Raw genomic sequence first — 22,665 nt, 5'->3', positions numbered from 1 at the left:
ACACGCACTTGACTTAATTTTTATTTTTCAGATATTTACCAAAATCCTAAACTTACCAGGTCGTCTAGCCGAAAATGATGGTAAATGTGTAAAAAAAGGGAGTTGTCACAATGAAGAGCAGGAAAGCCATATCGATCCTGTTCCTTTGCTTCGCTTTATTGTGGGGGGCGATAGGAACAGGGTATACCGAGGTATATGCTGCGGAGGAAATTTCCAGATTGGTACTCAATAAAAATGAATTGACCATGGAAGTCGGAGACACCCAGCAATTAACGGCCACCGCCGTATATAAGAGCGGCAATACCGAGATAGTGACCGTGAAGACGGAGTGGAACTCGGGTACGGCTAGTGTGGCCACGGTCTATGCGGGTCTAGTAACGGCTAAGGCGGAGGGGACTGCCGTCGTAACCGCTACCTATATGGGACAGAGTGTGATTGTAAACGTCAATGTAAGCAAGAAGGTAAAAGCATTGACCAAGGATACACAGGAACTGAATTTGCGGCTGAAGGAGTCGCATCAGGTGGGAATCACAGCGGTTTATGAGGATGGCACTTCTGAGGACGTGACCAAAAAAGCAAGCTGGAGTTCGGACAATAGCGCAGTAGCAACCGTAACCAACGGCTTGATTACGGGATACGCGTCAGGTACCGCCACCGTAACGGCGAAATATGGAACGCAAACGACGTCCATTCCGGTGTCAGTCGAGATCGTCAAGCGTCTGGATCCGGGAAAATCCACGGTTTCCTTGTTAACAGGCGGCTCGGAAACCATCACTTTGATCGCCACCTATCCGGATGGCAAGACGGAGGATGTGGCGGCAAAGGCGGAGTGGACGACCGATGCCCCTACCGTAGCGGATGCGATCAATGGGAAAATTATCGGCTATGGGCCGGGATCCGCTACGATCACAGCCAGCTATGGAACGAAAACGGCTACCGTCAAAGTCGAAGTCGACAACACGTTAAAGCTCACGTTTGATCATGAAAGCGTGTTTATGAAAAAAGGCGAGACGAAACAGGTAACATTGACCGCAACCTATACGGACGATTCGGCGACGGATGTATCCAAGCAGGCGACATGGACCTCCAGCGATTCGGACGTTGTCAGTGTCTATCAAGGCAAACTGAGCGCCAATGCGATCGGGAACGCGACGATCACAGCTACTTACGGGAATAAATCGGTGAAGCTGCAAGTCGATGTGGAAGTACCCAAACGAATCGAGTTTACACAGGATTATCTCTCGATGAAAACAGGGGATTCCAAGAACCTGACGCTGAAGGCCGTCTATGCGGACAATTCAACCAGCGAGATCACAACAAAGGCGGAGTGGAGCAGTGCCAACGAGTCCATCGCCATGGTGACGAATGGGGAGGTAACAGCTGTAAAAGCTGGGGAAACAACCATTACCGCCAACTACGCGGGGAAAAGCGCCACCATCGAGGTTGAAGTGGATATCCCAAACAAAATTGTCGCCAGCTATTCTTCCTTGTCCATGCAGACCGGGGAATCCAAACAAATTACCCTGAAAGCCGTGTTCCGTGATGGCACGGAAGAAGTCATAACGGATCAGGCAGAATGGTCGTCTGCATCGGAAGCGGTGGCAGAAGTCCGCAAAGGGTTCGTTACCGGTATTGGTACAGGTGCCACAACGATTACCGCAAAGTACGGTTCAAGAACAACAACGATCAAGGTATCTGTCGGCGTATTGAAAAGTCTGACTGCGGATAAAACCCAAGTGGTGACATCGAAAGGCCTTACCGAAACCATTAAATTGAACGCGAAATACGAAGATGGAACCGAGAAGGATGTATCAAAAGAAGCGGCTTGGACAAGCTCTAATCTGCAGGTAGTCACCGTAGAGGATGGAAAGATCACTGCGGTCGCCTCGGGAACAGCAACTGTGACCGCTTCGTTTGAATCAAAAACAGTAAAAATTGAAGTGTACGTGGATCAAGCCTCCACCCTTACAGCAAGCCCGCTGTTTTTGGTGTTGAGTCCAGGTGAGAGCAAACAAATCTCGCTGACGGCTACCACCGCTGCGGGAGGTACGAAGGATGTTACCTCGGAAGCGGAATGGAGTGTAAGCAACGTGCGTCTCGCCAGTGTGACGAATGGGCTGGTAACTCCGATCGGCAATGGCAAAGTGACGGTAACGGCCAAATACGGCGGGAAGAGCGTATCCATCTCCGTTGAAATCGGAGTCATCTCGGCAATCGAGGCGGACAAACGCTTTGTTTCATTCCGTACGGGCCAGAAAGCGAATCTGAAGCTTACGGCGACACTGTCAGATGGAAATACGATTGATGTCACCAAGCAGGCAACGTGGAAAACCGCCAACTACAAGATCGTGGATGTAGAGGACGGAGTGCTGACAGCTACGGGCTCTGGGAAATCGAGAGTAACGGCCACGTATGGCGGGAAAACGATTGCCATTCCGGTCGAGGTCGATACACTGAAGTATTTAAAAACGGAGGTCGTGAAGGTCGATCTGACTGTCGGTGGTTCGAAAAGCGTAAAGGCATATGCGACATATATGGACGGCTATGAAGAAGAAGTGACCAAGCCTGCGCTCTGGACTTCCTCCAGCATTTACATAGCCGATGTGAAGGATGGCGTGATCAAAGCTACCGGAAAAGGGCGTGCGACGATAAGTGTCACGTATGCCGGAAAGCGGACAACCATTCTAGTTACTGTGAAATAGATCGGTATACCGGGAAACGGGATGCCCCTTGAAGGAGGGCATCCCGTTTTTCCCTTTCCCCACCACTATGTATGCACAAACGATAACCAAGCACCCACAGTCATGCTTGCAAGCTGTTCCATTTGTGGGCATTCTATAGATAAGATAAATAGGTGGAAGGAGGGAGTAGGATGTTTCATCCGACCGTCTTTGACAATATCAAAGTGGTGTTGGAAGGTGCTGTCTACGATTGCGATTTTGAAGGGGCGATCTCGATTACCAATCGTGCGGACATGATGGATATGGCCACCTTCCAACGGCTGTTTCAAATTGAGTTCACATTGGCGGGAGCAAAAGAAAAGGCGGTAATAGCGCAGATGCAGTTGCGTACCACGCTTTCCGACATCGCCAGTGAGCAATTGGAGCAGTCTCTTGTCGAACGGATTGGCTGTACGGTCTGCATCCACTTTCAACTGGCTATTCATGACATCATGACCGATGCCGAAAAGATCACCGCGGCGCTAAACAACATCTGGGGGCACCGTCCTCATATCACCCAGTACATAGGCACGAGGCTGGATGAACATCGCCTGACATGGCCGCCGGAGCGCTTTGAGAATAAAGTGACGTTAGATTTTCATCGCAAAATAGATGAGGGCAACATCGAGGATATGCGCGGCTTGGTCGAGCATTCCATCGAATCGTTGCGTGTACTGGAAGAGCTGAACCGTACATAAAAAGAAAGCCATGCCGTTGGATTGCTCCTTGGCATGGCTGTATGTGTTTTTCTCACGCAGAAGCAGCTTCTTTCGGATAGAACGGAATGGTAAAGGAAAAGCAGCTGCCCTCGCCGAGCTCGCTGGTGGCGGTGATTTGGCCGCCGTGCTGTTCGACGATGCTTTTGCAGATCGTGAGGCCCAGTCCCGTACCACCGTTGTTCCGGTTGCGCGATTTTTCCGCCCGATAAAATTTGGTGAAGATTTTCGCCAAATCCTCTTGGGAGATGCCTTCGCCCTTGTCGATGACAGAAAAGAGCACGTGCTGTTCGCGTTGATCACAGGTGACGAGGATCGAGCCGTCAACTTTGTTGTAGTAAATCGCATTATTGAGCAGATTTTGCATGACCCTGCGCAGTTTTTTCTCATCTGCCTCGATATACAGCTCGTTGGAGACACGAATCTTCGTTTGAAATTGCAAGCCGGCCTCTTTTGCCTTTTCGCTGTATTCCTCCGTAATGTTCTGCAGGAAGGTTTTGATATGGACTCGTCCGATATGCAAAGCCTGATTGGTGCTGAGGTGAGAATAATCCTGCAGCTCCTCCAGCAAACGATCCATGTCTTCGGCTTTCTGCTCAATTTTTTTCATTTGCTTCTGGATGCGGTCCAGATCGGTTACACGGCCGCTGGCGATGTAGGAAGCATAGCCTTTAATCGTCGTCAGCGGCGTGCGGAAGTCGTGAGCAATCGCAGAGATCAGCTCTTGCTGCCGCTCGTCAGAATATCGCAGTTGATCGACCATGGCGATAAAGGAGCGGAAGAGCAGCGAAAATTCATCTTTTCTCTTATACGTAAAGGTGACGTTGCGTTTGCCGCTCTTGATTTCCTGAGTGGCCAAGGCAAGCTCGTTGACCGGCTTTAGAATCCAGCGGACAAGGAAGACCATAAATACCAGTCCGACGACGATCACACTGCCATAAATATAGATGACAATCATGGTAACGCCTTTGGTGGCCAGAATTTCAGAGTCGTCCGTATAAAAACGGATGATGGTCGCGCCTCGCTCAGGAAGCTCATGCTGGTAATAATACTCGGCGACAACCTTGGTTCCCGCTTCTTTGTAAGCTTTTGAAAACTTGGTGAAAATTTGTCTGCCCTGAGCATCCTCCACAATCATCTTGTACATGAGGTCTTCCGGGATTTTTTCAGTAAGCTCCCGCAGCTCTGTCGGGTCTTTGAAAGTACTCGTGCGAATGAGCTGATTGATACGGACACGATTGGCTGCTTCCCGTTCTTCCTTGAACTGTTCGTGACGGTCATTTTTCAGCTGTTCGACGATAATTTCCTCAAATACGAATTTGTAGGCCAACAGATTAAGGGCGATGATCGCGAGAAAGAAGAGGAACAGTTTTTGGGCAATCTTCATTTACACCTTTTCTCCAATGAAGACGTATCCGGTCCCCCATTGCGTCTTGATAAACGTACGTTCCAACTCCAGCTTCTCGCGCAGGTTTTTGATGTGTACCGTCACGGTGTTCAGCGATCCGTAGCCGTAGCCCCAGACACGGTCGTAAATTTGCTCGCGGGTGAAAACAATCCCGGCATTTTCGGCCAAAAAGGTCAGCAGCTGAAACTCTTTGGTCGACAAATCAATTTTTTCATCGTTGACATAGACAGAGTAGGTCTCCTTGTGAATCTCCAATCCCTTGAACTTGAGGACGGTGATGGAGGAATTGGTCGTCTCTACGGGAACCTCGTCGTGTGTGTGCTTGCGAATGCGCTCATAGCGGCGCAGATGGGCCCGGATGCGGGCAAGCAGCTCTTCGGTATCGAAAGGCTTCGTAATATAATCGTCCGCTCCGATCTCCAACCCGACCACTTTATCGACAGACTTTCCTTTTGCGCTGACAAACAGGATGGGCAGATCCCATTCCCGTCTGATTTGCGAACAGAGCTCATAGCCGCTCATGTTGGGCATCATGATATCCAGCAAAATGATGTTGGGATTGAGGCCTTGCTGCAGCTTGGCGAGGGCAGCTTCGCCATTGTCTGCTGACGACACCATAAAGCCTTCGTTTTCTAATATATCCTGAAGCAAATCAATGATTTCCTGGTTATCATCCACGATGAATACATGCTCTTTCAAAGAGAACTCCCCCAAATGAGACAATATATCTATATTACGATCTATCATAACACGTTTCGCCATCATTCGCGCTGTGAAAGGTTGGATTTTTTTCCCTTCAATTGGGCGGAAAATGCGGAAAAAAGATTGCCAATAGATGTCAGATTATATAACATGTAGATGACATAAAATGGTTGGAGGGATATACGTGCTGCTGTTCCTATCAGGCTTTTTTCTCTCATTGTCGCTTTGTTTGGATTTGGGGATGGTTAACGTTTCATTGCTGCGTACCGGTGTGCAGAGAGGGTTTATGCCAGCTTTTTTGATCGGATTAGGATCGGGTCTGGGGGACATGATCTACGCGGCACTGTCCATTGCGGGCATTACGTTGCTGCTGCAGTTTGTGGTCGTCAAATGGGTGCTGTGGCTGGGAGGATCGGCGGTATTGCTCTGGATGAGCTGGCAAATGATCCGTGAAATCAAAAAGCCCAAGGAAATCGACTTGCATCATGAGGTGAAGGTCCGTTCGCCGCTAAAAGACTTTTCCTGGGGAGTCGGGCTTGCACTCGCATCTCCTTCCGCCATTCTCTGGTTCGCTACCATCGGTGGGAGTGTGATCGCATCGAGCCAGGATGGTTCACAGTTGTCTTTGCTGCTGTTTATGAGCGGGTTTTTCGCTGCTTCGATCGTATGGTCCTTAGCCATCGCGTTTGTCGCTGCGCTTGGCGGCAAGGTGATGGGGCCGAGCCTGATCAAAGGCTTTTCTGTTGCCTCTGCAGTGTTGTTTTTGTTTTTCGCTTGCAAGGTATTCTACAGCGGCTACCAGACGCTGATCTTCTAAAAGCGCTGCTGTATCCAAAAAACAGGTGCCGACCTGAGTGGGCCAGCACCTGTTTTCGTTTCGCCTTACCATTGTTTAGTCAAATTACCCATTTCGATGGCTGCGGTCGCCGCTTCCCATCCTTTGTTTCCTGCCTTTGTTCCAGCCCTCTCAATCGCTTGCTCGATGCTGTCGGTTGTCAGTACGCCGAATATAACCGGAATTCCGGAAGTAAGCGCGACGTTTGCCACTCCCTTTGCGCATTCATTGCACACATAATCAAAATGCGGAGTGGATCCGCGGATAACCGCGCCGAGAGTGATCACGGCGTCATATTTTCCGGAGTCCGCCATCTTTTTCGCTACCAACGGGATCTCAAAAGCGCCCGGTACCCAAGCGAGCTCCACATCATCATCGTTAACCCCATGGCGTTTCAAGGCGTCTAATGCGCCGCTTACCAGTTTGCCTACGATAAATTCATTAAAACGTCCTGCGACGATGCCAATCTTGAGGCCGGTTCCGACTAAATGTCCTTCGTATGTTTTCATGTGTGGTTCACTCCTTGATCAATGTAAGCAGATGCCCGAGTTTTTCATGCTTGGTTTTTAAGTAACGTTCATTATGCTCTTGCGTTGGAAATTCGATCGGCACACGTTCGACCAGCTCCAGACCGTATCCGTCCAGCGCTTTCATTTTGCGCGGGTTGTTGGTCATCAGGCGCATCTTGTTTACGCCTAGATCCCGCAGCATTTGCGCTCCGAGCCCGTAATCCCGCAGATCCGCAGGAAAGCCCAGCTTTTGATTGGCTTCCACGGTGTCAAAGCCTTCCTCTTGCAGCTTGTAAGCGCGCAGCTTATTCAGCAGTCCGATGCCTCTGCCTTCCTGACGCATATACAAGAGCACACCATTGCCGTTCGCTTCGATTTGGCGCAGGGCTGCGTGCAATTGCGGTCCGCAATCGCAGCGATACGATCCGAATACATCACCGGTCAGACATTCCGAGTGGACGCGAACGAGGGTTGGCTTATCGGGAGAAATCTCGCCTTTTACCAGAGCGACGTGCTCCTTGTCATCCACTCGATTGGTATAAGCCACGATGCGGAAATCCCCGTACTCGCTGGGGAGACTGACTTCAATTTCGCGATGGACCAATGACTCTGTGCGCATGCGATACTCGATCAGGGAAGCGATCGAGATGAGCTTCAAGTCGAACTGCTTGGCAATCTCCTCCAGCTGCGGCAGGCGTGCCATGGTGCCGTCTTCATTTAAGATCTCGCAAATGACGCCAGCGGGGTAAGCGCCAGCCAACCTGGCCAGGTCAACCGCTGCTTCCGTGTGGCCTGCCCGGCGAAGCACCCCGCCTTTTTTCGCGACCAACGGAAAGATATGGCCGGGACGGCGAAAATGCTCGGCCTGCTTGCTTGGATCGATCATGCTGAGGATCGTATGAGAGCGTTCAAAAGCTGAGATGCCTGTATGGGTAGATGCTTCGTCAATGGAGACGGTGAAGGCCGTTCCGTGACTGTCCGTATTCAGCTCGGTCATGGGGCGCAGTCGGAGCTGTGCAGCCCGCTCTTCAGTAACAGGAACGCACACGAGGCCCCTTCCATGCGTGACCATAAAGTTGATGACTTCAGGTGTGGCGGCTTCTGCCAAGCAAAGGAAATCCCCTTCATTCTCGCGGTCTTCATCATCTACTACGATGATGGGCTTGCCTTGCTGCAGGTCTTTCAACGCTTCTTCTATGCTGTGGAACATAACTCCACCTCCCGGAATGGTTGCTGTTCACGAGTCTCGTCTTGGGTTCGATCAGGCAAACCCATGCAGTTTCAAGTAATCCATGTCGAGCTTTGGCGACTGGTCAGGTTGTGCATGATTTGGGAAATGCAATAAACGCTCTACATATTTCCCGATGATGTCGCATTCCAGATTGACGCGATCTCCCGCTTTTCGCTCCCGGATACTCGTATGGGCCAGCGTATGCGGTATGAGCGAGATGGAAAAGCCTTGCTCCCACACATCGACGATCGTCAGGCTGACACCATCCACCGTAATGGAGCCGCGGGGCATCATATATCTCAATAAATCAGGGCCAGCCTTAATCCGAAACAGAACCGCGTTGGCATAAGCCTCGCGGGAGATCACGGTTCCGGTTCCGTCCACGTGGCCGGAGACGATATGCCCGCCGAAGCGTCCACCCATTGCCATGGCTCTCTCCAGATTGACCGGATGGCCGTGCTGCAAATCGCTCAGGTTCGTCTTCTTTAATGTTTCCGGCATGACATCGACGGTAAACTGGCGAGAGGTAAAAGAGGTGACCGTCAAACATACGCCGTTTACCGAGATGCTGTCCCCAAGCTGCACATCCTCCAGCACCTTCTTGGCCCGGATGGTCAATTGGCTGGCTTGCTGCCCTCCTTTTATCTCAGCGAGCGTGCCGATTTCTTCCACGATTCCAGTAAACATAATGCCTCCTTACCAGTCCGGATACCCTGTAATGCGAATGTCGGTATCGCTGAGCCGTTCTATTTCCGTCTCTTTTACTATGATGGCCTGCTCCATGCGTTCTACGCCCACCCCGCCAAAAGAAGTGGGGGCATCCTGTCCGCCGACCATTTTCAGCGAAATATAGCTGATTACCTTTTGGATCGCCTTTGCCGTGAGAAAAGCTCCATTCACCGCAGCGCCGCCTTCCACAAGCAGAGAGGTAATGCCTTCCTTCCCCAAATAGCCGAGCATGGTCTGTATATCCACCTGATTGTGCCTGTCATCCACGATGATGACTTTGGCCCCCAATTCTGCCAGCTGAGCGCGCTTTTCAGCAGAAGAGGCTTGCGTCGTGATAATCCAGGTGGGTGCCTTTTGATCCCGCAGCAGCTGTGCGGTGAGCGGGATGCGACAGGTGCTGTCGAGCACAATTCGTACAGGCTGCCTGGTCGGCACGTCGAAACGTGCGGTTAGGGCAGGATCGTCGGCGATCACGGTGTTGACTCCCACTAAAATGGCGTCATGCTGCGTGCGAAGCAGATGGACTTCCTCGCGTGCCTTTTCTCCCGTGATCCAACGGCTGTGACCGGTGCTGGTGGCTACCTTGCCATCCAGTGTGCTTGCGGTCTTCACGGTGACAAAAGGGAGACCGGTCGAAATGTAGTGAAAAAAGACTTCGTTTAACCGTTTTGCTTCCGTCTCCAAGACACCGACGGTCACATCGATGCCGGCTTCGCGCAAGATCGCCACGCCTCGACCAGAGACGAGCGGGTTCGGGTCGGTGACAGCAATCACGACTCGGCGAATGCCCGCATGGATGATGGCTTCGGCGCAAGGTGGGGTTCTGCCGTGATGGCTGCATGGCTCCAGTGTCACATAGATGGTCGCTCCCTGCGCCTTTTCGCCAGCCATCCGCAGCGCGTGTACCTCCGCATGCGGTTCGCCCGCTCGCAAGTGGGCTCCGAGCCCGACGATATTTCCGTCTTTGACGACAACGGCCCCGACAAGGGGATTCGGACTCGTTTGCCCCTTGGTTCCCCGAGCCATTTGCAAGGCGATAGACATGTAGTGGGTGTCTTGCATGAGTGCATTCTCCTTTCTTGATAAGATGGAATATTTCCGTGCGAATAATGAGCCATAGAAAAGGAAAATGCCCTGACCAACATCATCAGGGCATAACGGAATAGGCCTTGCGACATCATTTTTTCGAAAAAAATGAGTGCAAAGCTTATCATTACCTTCTCCCATCCGGACTATAACCGTCGGCCTTGGAATATGCACCAAGTCAGTCGCTGCAAACGGTGCAGCGAGTCGCGGGCTCAGACGAAACGTCATTACCGCCGGTCAGGAATTTCACCCTGCCCTGAAGGTCACTATTCAACTGGGACGAGTATAACATGAATCACAAGAGAAAAACAGGGCAATAAGGGGGAGAAGTGCAGCGGGTTACAGAGGGTAAGCTGTTGTCATCGGTTGGGACAATATCCTGACACCAGGTGCTAAAATGCGCCAAAAAAAGCCAGGAGAATTCTCCTGACTTCAATCATTTGTACTTAGATGAAACCTATTTTTTTGTTGTGGTTTCCGGTGTTGCCGGTTTTGTTTCTGGAACGGATGCTGCTTGCACGGCTGGTTTTTTCTTTTGGTTTGCATCCACAATCATGGGATTCAAAGCCGGTACAGAGATCCGTTTGGCACCGACGTAACGCTTGCTCCAGTAATAAGGATCAGACAGCTTTGTATTGACAATGCCTCTGCCAGATTCGGAGTGTACGAAGGTGTTGTTGCCGATGTAGATGCCCACGTGGGAAACGCTGCGGCCGTTCGTCTGGAAGAAGACTAAATCACCAGGCTGAAGATCCTTCTTGGCGATCGATGTTCCCAAATTGAACTGACCTGCAGAGGTGTGAGGCAGATCTACACCCAACTGGTCGAAAACATAGCGTGTGAATCCGGAGCAGTCAAAGCCTTTTTTACTGGTGCCTCCCGATTTATAAGGAGCACCGTACAATGGTTTTACCGTATCCATTAAAGGATTTTCATCGGCAAACGCCGCGCTGGCACCTGTTAATAATAGCCCAGCAACAAGCAAAGACGACACGAACTTGCGCAACTTTTGCTGCCCCTTTCTTGCGCCTACGAGGTTAGCTGATGGGTTCGGTCGAAAGGATTGCCCTAGGCTGTCGAAACAGCCATTCACCCCGTGTAAGGTCGAAAAACGTCCTTACTATACTTGGTTCCCCCGCTTCCAGTTACGGAACTCGGCTTTATTCGATATTTTTTTACACGCCAAGGTTATACATTCTCTGTTGTCCACCTATTTCCTTTTCGACAACATTTTGTTCACAAAATTGTCACAAATTAACCGAATATTCTTGAAACGTTTTGAAGAGGTCACCTAAGGCAGGATTATCCCTCCGCCTGGAGACCGAGAGAAAAACCAACCGCTCGCCCGTTATCCCGGTTTCTTGCGAGGTCTACAATAAGGGTGTAAGGACGCAGCACAAGGAAAGGAGGGACAACGCAATGAGTGATCGGTCTGGAAAAGTGATCCTGGGCCTGATCCTTCTAATGGTTGGAGCGCTGCTGATCTTGGATCTCTTCGGGATTCACACCGGAGATCTCATCAGCTTCCTGATTCCAGGAGCGATCATGCTCTATGGAGGAAAACGGCTGATACATGGCGGCTCTGCCGGTAAAAAGGGCTGGGGTGCGTTTGTCTTCCTCTTTGGTCTGCTGATGCTAATCGGCAAGCTGGATCTCCTCTTTAGTTGTCTGCTTGCCATGATCGCCATCTACTTTGGCTATCGTCTGATCAGACGTCAGTCGAAGCCGGTACATAGTGTTCCGGATGTAATGGAACGGCGGTGGGCAGAAGCAGTCTTGAAGGAAGACGCTTTGGATCGTTGGGAGCGAGAGCATCAGGCACGAAAGCAAAATGGATAAGTTAACGAGTGGAACTAGATCAAATGGACAAGATCAAAGGAGGAACCAAACATGGGTATTTTTAAACGTTTGCGTGATGTAACAGCAGCATCCATTAATGATTTGATTGATTCGATGGAAGATCCGATCGTAATGTTGACACAATATATGAGAGATATGGAAGTGGAAATCGGACAAGTCGAAGTGGCGGTAGCCAGACAGATCGCGATGGAAAAACGTTTCCGTCAGCAGTGGGAAGAAGCGTTGAGCATTACAGCGAAGCGGGAGCGTCAAGTGAAGCTGGCGTTGAGCGAAGGCGAGGATGATCTGGCACGCCGGGCTCTAATCGAGCAAAAGCGCTATGAGGCGCGTGCACAGGAATATGAGGCGCTCTACAAACAAGCGGCAGAAGCAGCGGCGCAAATGCGGGAGAAGCTGGCAGAATTGAAAGATGAGTTCTATAAGATGAGAGCGAAAAAGTATGCATTGATGTCCCGTGCGCAAGTCGCCCAAGCACAAAAACAGGTCAACCAAGCGATCATCGGCTTTGGCAGCGAATCGGCCAGCCGCGGTTTTGCCCGCATGGAAGAAAAAGTGCTGCGTATGGAAGCGGAAGCAGAAGTGAGCGGACAGTGGCGCACTCTTCATGTACCGGCAAGCACAGCGGTTCAAGATGAAATCGAGGCAGAGCTGGCGCGAATCAAGGCTGGTTTGGTCGAGAAAGAGAATGTGGCAAAATAACAAGGAAACAATGAAGGTATGTTGAATTAGTAACTGTTTGGAAAGACAGCAGCCTGTGACTGACAGGCTGCTTTTCACCTAGGAGGTAGCCTTGTTGACAGATATGTTGGTATTCTTGAAGCGTTTTCTATCAGAGCCGGGACGAGTGGGGAGCATCGCTCCGAGTTCACGTTTTTTATGCAAGGAAATCATGAAACAGGTTCCATGGCAGACAGCCAAAACGATCGTGGAACTTGGACCGGGGACCGGTGTGTTTACAAAGGCTATTCTCCGAAACAAGCGGTCAGATGCCCGATTTATTGCGATTGAACGGGATGCGCAGTTTCGCGAGCTGTTGGAGCAGCGTTTCCCTTCCGTGATTGTCAAACAAGAGGCGTTGAACCTTAACGATTATCTAGAGGAACTCAAGATCGATCAAGTGGATGCCATCATTTCCGGTCTGCCGTTCGCTGTATTTCCGGAGGAGCTGCGTGACGGTATTCTTCGTGAGGTGCATAAAGCACTGGCACCGGGAGGATTATTCATTACATTCCAATATTCCTTACAGCTTCACGCGGAATTGCAGCAGCGCTTTTCCAAGGTGGACATCGGGTTTACCGCGCTGAATATTCCGCCGGCCTTTATTTATATTTGTCATAAATAATATCTTGCACAGTGTCACAGGGCAAACAGATCAGTGGCACAGGAATGCGAAGGCTCCGCCCGCTACAGGCGCAGTCAAGTTTTTCCGAGGAGAGGAGACAGACGTGAAATTATCTCGCTTGCACACAATGCTCGTCGGTATTGTCATCATGATCGCCGGAGTCGGACTGTTTCTTGATGGAATCAATCTGATCGAGTTTGATATATGGCAACTATGGCCAGTGATCTTGCTGTATTTTGGACTTCGGGAATGGTCAAAAGGAGCGCGGATCATCGGCGGCATTTTGACTGGGCTCGGAACGTTATTTCTTTTACATTTATGGTTTGATGTGCAGATTAATGATGTTTTCTATTTGATTGTCTCTATGGGGTTACTGTATTTTGGCTTCCAGATGATTCGCTCGCGAAAAGGAAAAGAGACGCAGCGTCCTGTGGGGCAGCCGGTTTCCGCTCCTGCCGACCCTCACCTGGATGAATCCGTAACCAAAGCAGAAGAAGCTGCGTATGAAACAATGAAACTGCGCATGGACCCTGCTCCGCGAATGGGAGGGACGAAAAACACCCGCAGTGCGCTTATCGGTGATTTCCATCTGACATCCGGCCGATTTGAGCTCTCCAATATGCACGTATGGCACGGGATTGGCAATGTGGTCATCGATCTATCCCGGGCTGTCATCCAGGAGGAGGAAGCCCAGATTTCCATAAAAGGCTGGGTAGGCGACATTACGATCTACGTACCCGTCGATCTGCCCGTCTCGGTTGGCGCCGAGGTCATGGTGGGCGATCTGGGCATTTTTGGCCATCATCAGGGAGGGCTGAATCGCTGTGTCTCCATGCGCTCGGACTCGTATGATAGCGCCTCGCAAAAAGTAGCACTCAACATCAGCCTGCTCATCGGCGATATTGAAGTGAAGTACATCTAGGAGGTGTACAGACGTGGGACGGCAGAGGCTGAGCAGTATTCAATGGCATTTTGTCAGGCAAGGCCTGATTTTATCAGTAAGCGTGGTCACCTTGATCAGCCTTTTATGGGGGATATTCGTCCATTTTGTGCAGCGGAGTGAAACCATTGTCTGGTTTTTAGCCTCCTATGTCGGCATATCCCTGCAAGACATGATGAACTGGAAGCTGATGATCTTCAATTACGTCTTATCCGCGACAATCGCTGCATTGATCGGGATGATCACGGGATACATCGCCGGTAATCTGTTGAAAAAAAGGCTGAATGTCCTCTGGGAAGCAGCGATGAATCTGGAGCGCGGTGTTCTTTCGTATCGTGTGCCTGATCTGGGCGTCGATGAGCTTGGCGAGATTGGCTGGACCTTTAACCGGCTGGCTGCCAAATGGGAGGATCAGGTCGCATCCTTGCAGCGGCTCTCCAACCATAATGCGGAGTTGGGCGAGCAGCTGCGGCAGAATGCTGTGACAGAGGAGCGACAGCGGTTGGCCAGGGAGCTGCACGATGCGGTCAGCCAGCAGCTGTTTGCCATCTCGATGACGACAGCTGCGATCAAACGTATGATTGAAAAGAACCCGCAGCGAGCTATCCAGCAAATTGAACTGGTGGAAGAGATGTCAGCAGCGGCGCAATCGGAAATGAGGGCGCTGCTGCTTCATCTGCGTCCAGCAACCCTGCAGGATCGTTCCTTGAAGGAAGCCATCCAGGGGCTCATGGAGGAGCTGAGTCAGAAGCAGACGCTGAAAATGAACTGGGAAGTGGAGGACATTCTCGATCTTCCGACAGGCATTGAGGATCATTTGTTCCGTATTTTGCAAGAAGCCCTTTCCAATACATTGCGTCACGCGAAGGCCAAGGAAATCACGGTCAAACTTTTCACGCTTCAGGGACAAGTCCGGCTGCGGATTGTCGATGATGGAATCGGCTTTGAGCTGGAGGATGAAAAACTCACTTCGTACGGACTCAGCTCCATGCGTGAACGGGTCAATGAATTGGGGGGAGCCTTGGACATTTATTCCTCGGCAGGAAAAGGCACGCAGATCGAAGTGCGTATTCCTCTGATGCTGCATACAGATATAGAAGGGAGTTGAGTGGAAAAAATGATACGAGTCATGCTTGTCGACGATCATGAAATGGTGCGGATGGGGCTGGCCGCGTACCTGTCCACCGAGGACGATATCGAAGTAGTCGCAGAAGCCTCGAGCGGTGAAGAAGGGGTAAGGCTGGCGACACAACTGTCTCCTGATGTTATTTTGATGGATCTGGTGATGGACGGGATTGGCGGCATTGAAGCGACACGCCGCATCCGGGAGAGCTGTCCGAGCGCCAAGGTGATTGTCCTCACCAGCTTTATCGATGATGAGAAAGTCTATCCCGTGATTGAAGCAGGTGCATTCAGTTATCTCCTGAAAACATCGCGTGCCTCCGAGATCGCACGGGCGATACGCTCCGCTGCGGCAGGCGAACCGATCTTGGAATCCAGAGTGGCCAGCAAAATCATGGCCCGCTTTCGCCACGGGCAGCAAGCCAGTCTGCATGAGCAGCTGACACCGCGCGAATTGGAAGTGCTCAAGCTGATTGGCCAAGGAAAATCCAATCAGGAGATCGCGGATGAACTGATTATTGGAATTAAAACGGTGAAAACACATGTCAGCAATATTTTAGCCAAACTGAATGTGGAGGACCGGACGCAAGCGGCCATCTACGTACATACGCATCATTTGCAATAGTCATGTGGACAAAAGCCTTGTTCCAGGAATGGGACAGGCTTTTTCTCATGGAAGTGTTGAAAAACGGTTACAATGACAACAACGAAAGAAACTCGGAAAAGAGGGATAGGATGAATGACAGAGTGCCGCTCCGCACCAATACCATGACGGCTGACCATGGCCTGGATATCATCGGGGATATTCATGCGTGTGCCGATGAGTTTTATCAGCTGTTGGACGAGTTGGGCTATATCCGCAGCAACGATGGTTTGTATCGACATCCCGATGGCAGGCGGATCTTATCCCTCGGTGATATCACCAGTCGCGGCCCTGACTCGATCAGCATGCTGGAATTCTTCATTCGCCATATTGAAGCGGGCTTGGCAGAAATGGTCGACAGCAATCACGGCTGGAAAATCGCCCGTTGGCTGGATGGACGCAAAGTCACGCTTGCCCATGGAGACGAGAATGTGGAAAAGGAATTTCGGGAGTATGAAGCGGAGCATGGAAAAAAGAAAGCGGAGGAGTTGAAGGAGCGAAGCCGTCTTCTTTTGTTTTCTGCTCCCTCCCATATGCTAGTAAAGGTGGCGGGCCGCACGGAGTTGGTAGCCGTCCATGCCGGGATCCGGGATGACTATATTGGAAAAGAAACCCCAGCTGTGCGCAACTATTGCCGGTATGGCGATGTGTCGGGGATGGGGGCGGACGGGAGACCCATTCGCAAAGATTGGGCGGGGGAGCGAACAAAGACGCACCCGCTGATCATTTGGGGGCATGATCCACGTCCTGAACCGGAGCGCAAAAACGGCGCCATTAATATCGACCAAGGCTGCGTTTTCGGCGGGAAGCTGACCGCATATCGTTTCCCTGAGGATGAATTGGTCAGCGTACCGGCTGCCCGGAATTACTCCGGATTAGACGATACGCCGTTGACCAGGTACCAGCGAGCCAATCAGGCGAGCAGTCAGGGTCAGACATAGGGGATATTATCGGGGGGAGTGCTGGCGGTTGGTGCATTGCCATTTCCGTTGCTGCTTCCATTGCTGCTTCCATTGCGAAAGATCCGCCATTGCTCCCAGGAGTTTTTGCTCGTCGAATAGATCCCGACGGATGCCAGGCCTGCGGTTAGTCCTTGAAACAAGGTCTGTCGCCAGTCAAAGCCTGCTGCGTTGAACAGGAGTTCATTTGCAACGTGCAAGATGATGATCAGCCCCAGTGAAAACCACCCTTTTAGCTTCTGCGGGATGCGCAGGTAATCGCTGACGGTTGAGGTAATGGCCATGGCGATGGCGATAATGGCACCCAATTCCAGACTCATACGATCACCTCCTCCATGCCGGATAGACGGGAATTCCTACCCGCGCAGTTTCTCGTACATACGCCGTAAAATAACGGCTTCTGCCCACAATGGAAGCGGTTCGTCCACTCTGTCGCGCCAATCTTCATTGGTCAGCAAGCCCTCCGTGTACAGCCAGTCAATCGCTTCCTGCTTCCACTCCATGATGCCGGAAACGGGAGCTGGAGTTGGGGTGCTTGGATTGGGAGTAGGAGCAGGAGTGGTTGGAGTAGGGGTAGGTGAAGGATTCGGAGTGGTGGCATTCGCTGGCGCTCGGTATGGGAGATTGGCAAATTCGCAAAATCCCCGTATGACTGCCTCAGCAAGATCCTGCCAGTCCGTATTCAGTTTTTGCGCATCGATGGAGTTGTCGGCAAAGCCGTATTCGACGATGACGGTCTCGACGCTGCCAGTCTCGCGATGCATGAAGTAGTAGTCGCGTTGAGGATTGGACGGCAGCGTGCGTGTAAATATTCTGCGGTTGGGCATGCCTTCTGCTTCCAATTCCTCCGCAAGCGCTTTGGGCAGTGCGGATGTGGCGTAAATGGAGTAGATCATCTCCGAGCCTCGGCCGCCGCCAGAATTGATATGATTGGAAATGCAATACCTCGCTCCGCTGTTGCGAACGAATGTCGCCCGCGCTTCACTGTCCAGCGTGACGTCTGTTCTTCTGGTGATTCCAACAGAGATCCCCAATTCTTGGAATCTCCGGTATTGGTAGAGAGATATTTGCAGGGTTTTCGCTTTTTCTTGAAAAAATTGGTTATTGCCGCCACCCGGATCAATACCGCCGTGTCCCGGGTCAATGATCAGGATTGGAGCCATCTCTATCACCTCCTGCAACATGTTATGCGCAAATAGCTATGTGCGTACGGGCGATACAAGCAAAATCCTACGAATAACCTATAAGAGTGTGGTACAATGAAGCGGTAGAAAAGACTGATAGAAGGATGATGCGAGAATGTGGAACTGGATTATTCCGATCTTAACGTTGTTGGCGGGATTGGTGGGCGGCTTTTTTATCGGCGCATACTACCTGCGCAGACAATTGAGTAATATGCAAATGGACGACAAACAAATACAGGCAATGGCTCGTTCCATGGGAATGAATTTGAATCAAAAGCAATTAAAGCAAGTAAGCCGCAACATGAAGAACACGAAACTGCCCAAAAAATCCGGGAAATAACGCGAGGGGGGGAAACACTTTGGCTTCAACCCGTTTGCGTTACACCATGCTCGGCTTCATTATCGGTGTCCTCATCGTATACATGAAGGCATTGCCGATTTCCGAAGGTATCCGCATGGCGGCTCCCTTTTACCTGGCGGGCATTGGCATACTCGTGGATAATCTGATAATTCGGATTAAGCAGCGTAGGCAAAAAGATGAATAACCAAGATGTCCGGTTCCTGATCAAGGGCCGGACATTTTTCGGATAAGGGGGACCCTGGGATGCAAATCACGCAAGCGTTGGCGGAAAAGATCGTGCAAAAAACAAGAGAACTTACGCGGCTGAACATCAATGTCATGGATCGTGACGGGATGATCATTGCGTCCAGCGATCCCAAACGCATCAACACATTCCATGAAGGAGCCTATAAGGTGATCCAATCAGGCTCCGAAATCTTGATCTCCACCGACAACTACATCCAGTGGGCAGGCAGCAAACCGGGAATGAACATGCCGATCTGTTTCAAGAAAGAAATCGTCGGGGTCATCGGGATATCAGGAAGTCCCGACGAGGTTGTTCCATTTGGCAGAGCCGTTACCATGATGACGGAAATGATGCTACAGCAGGCATCGTTGATGGAGCAATTGGAGTGGGAAGAACGGGCGAAAAACTATCTGGTGCAGGACATGATCACGGGCACGCTTCCGGCATCGCTTGATTCGGTCTTGGCGCGGGGGAAACTGCTGGGCATCGATCTGTCGCTACCGCGTTCGATCATGATTTTGCAGCTGTCGGGACATGAACAGACGGTGACTGATTTTGCGCAAGACCGCCATGCCATCAAGCGCCTTTCAGCATTTTTTCGCAATCCAGAACAAGTGCTAGTCTCTTTTGTGAAGCGGGATCGATTGATTGTCGTCACGGAGCTTTCGACGTGCAAACAGAAGGCCCAGATCAAACGTTATCTGGATGAAACTGCTCAAAAAATCAGCAAATCCTTCCGTGAAACGATGAATCTGGAAGTGAAAATTGCCCTGGGCACGAGCAGTCAGCATCCATATGAGTTGGCCAATTCCTATCAGGGAGCCATGAAAGTGCTGGATGCGTTGATGCGTTTTCCCGAAAAAGGCGATGTCCGGTATTATGAGGACATTGCGCTGGAGCTCGTCTTGGCAGATGTGAGCGAACCGTCTCGTACGGTCTTGATCGCGAATTATCTCGGGGAACTGAAGGGCAGCCCGGAACTGATCGATACGCTGCGAGCGTTGTATCTGTGTGATATGAACCTGTCTGTGACCGCCCAAAAGCTAAATGTTCACAGGAACACGCTGTTGTACCGTTTGGCCAAAATCGAGGAGCTGCTCGGGTTCAATCCGCGCAGATTCAATGAGGCAGTCGGGATTCAGCTCGCTTTGCTGCTGCAGCATTATGAAGAAAAAGCGGGAGATTAGATAAATAATACAAAAATCAGGTGTTTTCTCATGCTGATTTTCGTGCAATTCGCAAAATGTAAACGCTGTCATTTTTGTATATCATCAAAGCAGGAAGACGAAAGATGATGGTTGGGAAACCCTCGCAAAGGGAGGAGCAGCATGAAAATCGTAATCGCACCTGATTCATTTAAAGGGAGCCTGACTGCGCAGGAAGTCGGCGCTGCCATCAAAAAAGGCGTACAGAAGGCGGCCCCAACCGCTGAAGTGGTCGTCATGCCGATGGCCGATGGCGGGGAAGGAACGCTGCAGTGCCTGATTGATGCGACCGGTGGGCAGCTTTTGGAGACAACCGTGAAAAACCCGCTGGGAAAAGACATCACCGCCGCATTCGGCATTCTAGGCGATGGCAACACCTGTGTCATTGAGATGGCTGCGGCGTCAGGCCTGTATTTGATTGAGCAGGCTGAAAGAAATCCGCTGCGTACAACCACCTATGGCTTCGGACAGCTCATCAAAGCCGGTCTGGATCGCGGGTGCAGACACTTCATTCTCGGACTTGGCGGGAGCGCTACCAATGACGGCGGAGCGGGGATGCTCCAGGCGCTTGGGTTTGCGCTTTTGGATGAGGCCGACTGCAGCATCGGCTATGGGGGAGGAGAGCTCGGAAGGATTGTCCGGATTCGGTCAGAGCATGCGGATCCGAGGTTAGCGGATAGCACCTTTGTGATTGCGTGTGATGTGGAGAATCCTTTTGTCGGTCCCAATGGCGCATCCTTTGTATTTGGCCCGCAAAAAGGGGCGGATGCGAAGACCGTTCAGCTGCTCGATGATCATTTGCGCCACTTTGCCGATATCACGCAAACGACCACGGGCGTTGCCATCCATGATGTGCCAGGAACCGGTGCTGCAGGCGGTGTGTCAGGGGCATTGCTGGCTTTTTTGGGAGGTACGCTGAAGTCAGGGATTGACATCGTGATGGAGACGACAGGACTTCCCGAGGTCATGCAAGGAGCCGATCTCGTCATCACGGGCGAGGGACAAGTCGATTTTCAGACGGCGCAAGGAAAAACCCCTTGTGGAGTGGCCCGCTTGGCGAGGCAGTCGGGGATTCCGACGATTGTCATCGCAGGCTCGATCGGAGAGGGGATTGAAGCACTCTACGAGCAAGGGGTGACTGCAGTGACCAGCATCGCCAACCGACCCATGCGCTTGGATGAGGCGATGACAAATGCCGCAGCATTGCTTGAGCAGGCAGCAGAACAGATCATGCGAATCTATTGCATGGCAAGGAGGTAGCCAATGAGCCAAGATGCGTATACACCAGCTGTTATTCAACTGGGACCTGTCATTCTGATTTTGCTTTTTGCCAGTATTGTGTTCATCGTGTATTCAACGGCCAAGTGGAAGCTCCATCCGTTCTTATCCATTGTTTCTGCTACTTATCTTTTTGCACTTGGCACGAATTTGATCGGGAAGCTGAACGGCATAGAAAAGCCGATCATCAAAGACATCGGCCAAACGATTACCAGCGGCTTCGGCGGCATTATTACCAGCATCGGTCTGGTGATCATCTTCGGTACCTTGATCGGTAAGATTTTGGAAAACTCGGGTGCTGCTGTCAAAATGGCTGAGGTTGTCCTGCGCTTGCTCGGCGACCGCCATCCGGCACTGGCGATGTCCATCATTGGCTGGATCGTGTCCATCCCGGTTTTCTGTGACTCCGGCTATGTGATTCTCTCCTCGCTGAAAAAATCGTTGGCCAAGAAGTCAGGCGTAAATGTAGTCACATTGGCGGTGGCGCTGTCAACCGGTCTTTATGCCACTCATACGCTCGTTCCTCCGACACCGGGCCCAATCGCGGCAGCCACCAACGTCGGAATCGGACCAGAAGGCTTGTTTTGGGTGATTGTGATCGGCTTGGTTGTATCCATTCCGGTTGCTTTGGCGGGATACATCTGGGCGCGAAAAGTAGCAGATAAATTTCCTTCTGAACTGGATGAGGCAACGGAAACATTTGAAGAATACAAAGCGAGATTTGGACAGCTGCCATCCGGATTCGCGGCATTTGCGCCCTTGCTTGTACCGATCATTCTTCTCGCCTTGGGATCCTTTGCGAATTTTCCGGTAGGTGTGGACGCCGAAGGGAAAAACATTCCGTTGATGAGCGGATTCGCAGGTCAGCTTTTCCTGTTCCTCGGTGCGCCTGTGAATGCATTGTTTGTAGGTCTTCTGTTCGCCATTTTTGGATTATTGAAAAAACGCAACGAAGAAACCCTCACAAAGTGGATGGGGGAAGGCTTGCTAGATTCGGCCGTCATCATCATGATTACGGGTGCAGGCGGAGCGTTGGGTGGCGTGATCAAGGCAACCCCGATTGCCGACTATGTTAAGACATTGATCGACGGCAACGTTGCCTTTGTGGGCGTAGGGGCGCTGTTCCTGGCCTTCGTGATCGCTGCTGTGCTCAAGACGGCACAAGGCAGCTCCACCGCTTCTCTGGTCATTACCTCGACCATCATGATGCCGCTCTTGCCTTCTCTGGGATTGGACGCGATGATGGGCACTGTTCCAATCGGGCAAATGCTGACGGTGATGGCGATTGGAGCGGGAGCCATGGTTGTGAGCCATGTCAACGACTCTTATTTCTGGGTGGTCACGCAATTCTCCGGCATGCCATTGACGACCGCGTATCGGGCCCAGACGCTGGCTACGCTGGTTCAAGGGATTGTCGGCATTGTAGTAGTGGCGATACTCGGGTTGATTTTCTTGTAGGAAATTGTCATAAGGGAAACAAAAAAGCACCGGTCTCGGTGCTTCAGGCTGTCGAGAAAGTCGACAGCCATTTTTATTCCTCTAAATTTTAATACGACACCGCGTTAATATGTTATAATATTCTTGTATTTACATTTAACGGTAGGTGATG

Annotated in this window: 24 protein-coding genes and 2 riboswitches; of the genes, 15 read left to right on the top strand and 9 right to left on the bottom strand. The window is 51.2% G+C overall.

Features of this window, described 5'->3' with window-relative positions:
• Window positions 1-110: 110 nt before the first annotated feature.
• Both EIZ37_RS15595 and EIZ37_RS15590 read left to right on the top strand, forming a co-directional pair.
• Window positions 111-2,702 carry an Ig-like domain-containing protein gene (locus EIZ37_RS15595; RefSeq protein ID WP_134685690.1) on the top strand — a complete coding sequence of 864 codons (2,592 nt, stop codon included), beginning with the start codon at window positions 111-113 and terminating at the stop codon, window positions 2,700-2,702.
• Between the two features lie 170 nt (window positions 2,703-2,872).
• On the top strand, window positions 2,873-3,418 hold the full coding sequence (locus tag EIZ37_RS15590) for a hypothetical protein (RefSeq protein WP_134685689.1): 546 nt from the start codon (window positions 2,873-2,875) through the stop codon (window positions 3,416-3,418).
• Window positions 3,419-3,470: 52 nt separating this feature from the next.
• Here the strand turns inward: EIZ37_RS15590 and EIZ37_RS15585 are convergent, their stop codons facing one another.
• Window positions 3,471-4,823, bottom strand: coding sequence for a sensor histidine kinase (locus tag EIZ37_RS15585; protein WP_134685688.1), 1,353 nt, complete (start codon window positions 4,821-4,823; stop codon window positions 3,471-3,473).
• A complete protein-coding gene (locus EIZ37_RS15580; protein ID WP_134685687.1) occupies window positions 4,824-5,543 on the bottom strand; it encodes a response regulator transcription factor in 720 nt (239 codons plus the stop codon).
• A gap of 187 nt (window positions 5,544-5,730) precedes the next feature.
• Between EIZ37_RS15580 and EIZ37_RS15575 the strand changes: the two genes are divergently transcribed.
• Window positions 5,731-6,363 (top strand): LysE family translocator, encoded by a 633-nt coding sequence (locus EIZ37_RS15575; protein ID WP_235828054.1) that lies wholly within the window; start codon window positions 5,731-5,733, stop codon window positions 6,361-6,363.
• 65 nt (window positions 6,364-6,428) lie between these two features.
• Here the strand turns inward: EIZ37_RS15575 and ribH are convergent, their stop codons facing one another.
• The 5 genes from ribH to EIZ37_RS15550 all read right to left on the bottom strand — a co-directional run bounded on the left by ribH (window position 6,429) and on the right by EIZ37_RS15550 (window position 10,942).
• Window positions 6,429-6,890, bottom strand: coding sequence for a 6,7-dimethyl-8-ribityllumazine synthase (gene ribH / locus EIZ37_RS15570; protein WP_134685685.1), 462 nt, complete (start codon window positions 6,888-6,890; stop codon window positions 6,429-6,431).
• A 7-nt stretch (window positions 6,891-6,897) separates the two neighbouring features.
• Complete coding sequence (locus tag EIZ37_RS15565; RefSeq protein WP_134685684.1) at window positions 6,898-8,100, bottom strand: bifunctional 3,4-dihydroxy-2-butanone-4-phosphate synthase/GTP cyclohydrolase II; 1,203 nt, start codon at window positions 8,098-8,100, stop codon at window positions 6,898-6,900.
• Between the two features lie 51 nt (window positions 8,101-8,151).
• Window positions 8,152-8,808 (bottom strand): riboflavin synthase, encoded by a 657-nt coding sequence (gene ribE, locus EIZ37_RS15560; protein WP_134685683.1) that lies wholly within the window; start codon window positions 8,806-8,808, stop codon window positions 8,152-8,154.
• 9 nt (window positions 8,809-8,817) lie between these two features.
• The gene (ribD, locus tag EIZ37_RS15555; protein ID WP_134685682.1) at window positions 8,818-9,912 is read right to left on the bottom strand and encodes a bifunctional diaminohydroxyphosphoribosylaminopyrimidine deaminase/5-amino-6-(5-phosphoribosylamino)uracil reductase RibD; all 1,095 of its coding nucleotides are present in this window, start codon (window positions 9,910-9,912) and stop codon (window positions 8,818-8,820) included.
• A 149-nt stretch (window positions 9,913-10,061) separates the two neighbouring features.
• Window positions 10,062-10,204, bottom strand: a riboswitch (FMN riboswitch).
• A gap of 189 nt (window positions 10,205-10,393) precedes the next feature.
• On the bottom strand, window positions 10,394-10,942 hold the full coding sequence (locus tag EIZ37_RS15550) for a C40 family peptidase (protein WP_134685681.1): 549 nt from the start codon (window positions 10,940-10,942) through the stop codon (window positions 10,394-10,396).
• Window positions 10,943-10,947: 5 nt separating this feature from the next.
• A riboswitch (cyclic di-AMP (ydaO/yuaA leader) is annotated at window positions 10,948-11,106 on the bottom strand.
• A gap of 249 nt (window positions 11,107-11,355) precedes the next feature.
• Here EIZ37_RS15550 and EIZ37_RS15545 point away from each other — a divergent pair.
• From EIZ37_RS15545 to EIZ37_RS15515, 7 genes are all read left to right on the top strand, one after another.
• Entirely contained in the window at window positions 11,356-11,775 is a 420-nt protein-coding gene (locus EIZ37_RS15545) for a LiaF transmembrane domain-containing protein (protein ID WP_134685680.1), read from the top strand.
• 51 nt (window positions 11,776-11,826) lie between these two features.
• A complete protein-coding gene (locus EIZ37_RS15540) occupies window positions 11,827-12,495 on the top strand; it encodes a PspA/IM30 family protein (RefSeq protein WP_134685679.1) in 669 nt (222 codons plus the stop codon).
• A gap of 103 nt (window positions 12,496-12,598) precedes the next feature.
• Window positions 12,599-13,138 (top strand): class I SAM-dependent methyltransferase, encoded by a 540-nt coding sequence (locus tag EIZ37_RS15535; protein ID WP_328591364.1) that lies wholly within the window; start codon window positions 12,599-12,601, stop codon window positions 13,136-13,138.
• Window positions 13,139-13,241: 103 nt separating this feature from the next.
• Window positions 13,242-14,060 carry a cell wall-active antibiotics response protein LiaF gene (gene liaF / locus EIZ37_RS15530; protein WP_134685677.1) on the top strand — a complete coding sequence of 273 codons (819 nt, stop codon included), beginning with the start codon at window positions 13,242-13,244 and terminating at the stop codon, window positions 14,058-14,060.
• Between the two features lie 13 nt (window positions 14,061-14,073).
• Window positions 14,074-15,186, top strand: a complete 1,113-nt coding sequence (locus EIZ37_RS15525; RefSeq protein WP_134685676.1) for a sensor histidine kinase — start codon at window positions 14,074-14,076, stop codon at window positions 15,184-15,186.
• 9 nt (window positions 15,187-15,195) lie between these two features.
• The gene (locus EIZ37_RS15520; protein WP_134685790.1) at window positions 15,196-15,825 is read left to right on the top strand and encodes a response regulator; all 630 of its coding nucleotides are present in this window, start codon (window positions 15,196-15,198) and stop codon (window positions 15,823-15,825) included.
• Window positions 15,826-15,935: 110 nt separating this feature from the next.
• Window positions 15,936-16,784 carry a metallophosphoesterase family protein gene (locus EIZ37_RS15515; RefSeq protein WP_134685675.1) on the top strand — a complete coding sequence of 283 codons (849 nt, stop codon included), beginning with the start codon at window positions 15,936-15,938 and terminating at the stop codon, window positions 16,782-16,784.
• Here the strand turns inward: EIZ37_RS15515 and EIZ37_RS15510 are convergent.
• Window positions 16,775-17,122 (bottom strand): hypothetical protein, encoded by a 348-nt coding sequence (locus EIZ37_RS15510; RefSeq protein ID WP_205683842.1) that lies wholly within the window; start codon window positions 17,120-17,122, stop codon window positions 16,775-16,777. The genes EIZ37_RS15515 and EIZ37_RS15510 overlap by 10 nt on opposite strands.
• A gap of 36 nt (window positions 17,123-17,158) precedes the next feature.
• The gene (locus EIZ37_RS15505; protein WP_134685674.1) at window positions 17,159-17,965 is read right to left on the bottom strand and encodes an N-acetylmuramoyl-L-alanine amidase family protein; all 807 of its coding nucleotides are present in this window, start codon (window positions 17,963-17,965) and stop codon (window positions 17,159-17,161) included.
• A gap of 136 nt (window positions 17,966-18,101) precedes the next feature.
• Here EIZ37_RS15505 and EIZ37_RS15500 point away from each other — a divergent pair, with 136 nt between their 5' ends.
• From EIZ37_RS15500 to EIZ37_RS15480, 5 genes are all read left to right on the top strand, one after another.
• Complete coding sequence (locus EIZ37_RS15500) at window positions 18,102-18,326, top strand: YneF family protein (protein ID WP_134685673.1); 225 nt, start codon at window positions 18,102-18,104, stop codon at window positions 18,324-18,326.
• Between the two features lie 19 nt (window positions 18,327-18,345).
• The gene (locus EIZ37_RS15495) at window positions 18,346-18,531 is read left to right on the top strand and encodes a hypothetical protein (protein ID WP_134685672.1); all 186 of its coding nucleotides are present in this window, start codon (window positions 18,346-18,348) and stop codon (window positions 18,529-18,531) included.
• Window positions 18,532-18,590: 59 nt separating this feature from the next.
• Window positions 18,591-19,760 carry a CdaR family transcriptional regulator gene (locus tag EIZ37_RS15490; RefSeq protein WP_134685671.1) on the top strand — a complete coding sequence of 390 codons (1,170 nt, stop codon included), beginning with the start codon at window positions 18,591-18,593 and terminating at the stop codon, window positions 19,758-19,760.
• A 141-nt stretch (window positions 19,761-19,901) separates the two neighbouring features.
• Window positions 19,902-21,038 (top strand): glycerate kinase, encoded by a 1,137-nt coding sequence (locus EIZ37_RS15485; protein WP_134685670.1) that lies wholly within the window; start codon window positions 19,902-19,904, stop codon window positions 21,036-21,038.
• A gap of 3 nt (window positions 21,039-21,041) precedes the next feature.
• Entirely contained in the window at window positions 21,042-22,514 is a 1,473-nt protein-coding gene (locus EIZ37_RS15480) for a GntP family permease (protein WP_134685669.1), read from the top strand.
• The last annotated feature ends 151 nt before the right edge of the window (window positions 22,515-22,665 follow it).

This window comes from Brevibacillus migulae, from assembly GCF_004521915.1.
GTDB lineage: Bacteria > Bacillota > Bacilli > Brevibacillales > Brevibacillaceae > Brevibacillus_F > Brevibacillus_F migulae.
This window is presented reverse-complemented; position numbering and strand designations above follow the sequence as displayed.

Coding starts and splice junctions, on each gene's coding strand:
- EIZ37_RS15595 (WP_134685690.1), top strand. CDS start 111: ATGAAGAGCAGGAAAGCCATATCGATCCTGTTCCTTTGCTTCGCTTTA.
- EIZ37_RS15590 (WP_134685689.1), top strand. CDS start 2,873: ATGTTTCATCCGACCGTCTTTGACAATATCAAAGTGGTGTTGGAAGGT.
- EIZ37_RS15585 (WP_134685688.1), bottom strand. CDS start 4,823: ATGAAGATTGCCCAAAAACTGTTCCTCTTCTTTCTCGCGATCATCGCC.
- ribH (WP_134685685.1), bottom strand. CDS start 6,890: ATGAAAACATACGAAGGACATTTAGTCGGAACCGGCCTCAAGATTGGC.
- EIZ37_RS15565 (WP_134685684.1), bottom strand. CDS start 8,100: ATGTTCCACAGCATAGAAGAAGCGTTGAAAGACCTGCAGCAAGGCAAG.
- ribE (WP_134685683.1), bottom strand. CDS start 8,808: ATGTTTACTGGAATCGTGGAAGAAATCGGCACGCTCGCTGAGATAAAA.
- ribD (WP_134685682.1), bottom strand. CDS start 9,912: ATGCAAGACACCCACTACATGTCTATCGCCTTGCAAATGGCTCGGGGA.
- EIZ37_RS15545 (WP_134685680.1), top strand. CDS start 11,356: ATGAGTGATCGGTCTGGAAAAGTGATCCTGGGCCTGATCCTTCTAATG.
- EIZ37_RS15540 (WP_134685679.1), top strand. CDS start 11,827: ATGGGTATTTTTAAACGTTTGCGTGATGTAACAGCAGCATCCATTAAT.
- EIZ37_RS15535 (WP_328591364.1), top strand. CDS start 12,599: ATGTTGGTATTCTTGAAGCGTTTTCTATCAGAGCCGGGACGAGTGGGG.
- EIZ37_RS15520 (WP_134685790.1), top strand. CDS start 15,196: ATGATACGAGTCATGCTTGTCGACGATCATGAAATGGTGCGGATGGGG.
- EIZ37_RS15515 (WP_134685675.1), top strand. CDS start 15,936: ATGAATGACAGAGTGCCGCTCCGCACCAATACCATGACGGCTGACCAT.
- EIZ37_RS15510 (WP_205683842.1), bottom strand. CDS start 17,122: ATGAGTCTGGAATTGGGTGCCATTATCGCCATCGCCATGGCCATTACC.
- EIZ37_RS15505 (WP_134685674.1), bottom strand. CDS start 17,965: ATGGCTCCAATCCTGATCATTGACCCGGGACACGGCGGTATTGATCCG.
- EIZ37_RS15500 (WP_134685673.1), top strand. CDS start 18,102: ATGTGGAACTGGATTATTCCGATCTTAACGTTGTTGGCGGGATTGGTG.
- EIZ37_RS15490 (WP_134685671.1), top strand. CDS start 18,591: ATGCAAATCACGCAAGCGTTGGCGGAAAAGATCGTGCAAAAAACAAGA.
- EIZ37_RS15485 (WP_134685670.1), top strand. CDS start 19,902: ATGAAAATCGTAATCGCACCTGATTCATTTAAAGGGAGCCTGACTGCG.
- EIZ37_RS15480 (WP_134685669.1), top strand. CDS start 21,042: ATGAGCCAAGATGCGTATACACCAGCTGTTATTCAACTGGGACCTGTC.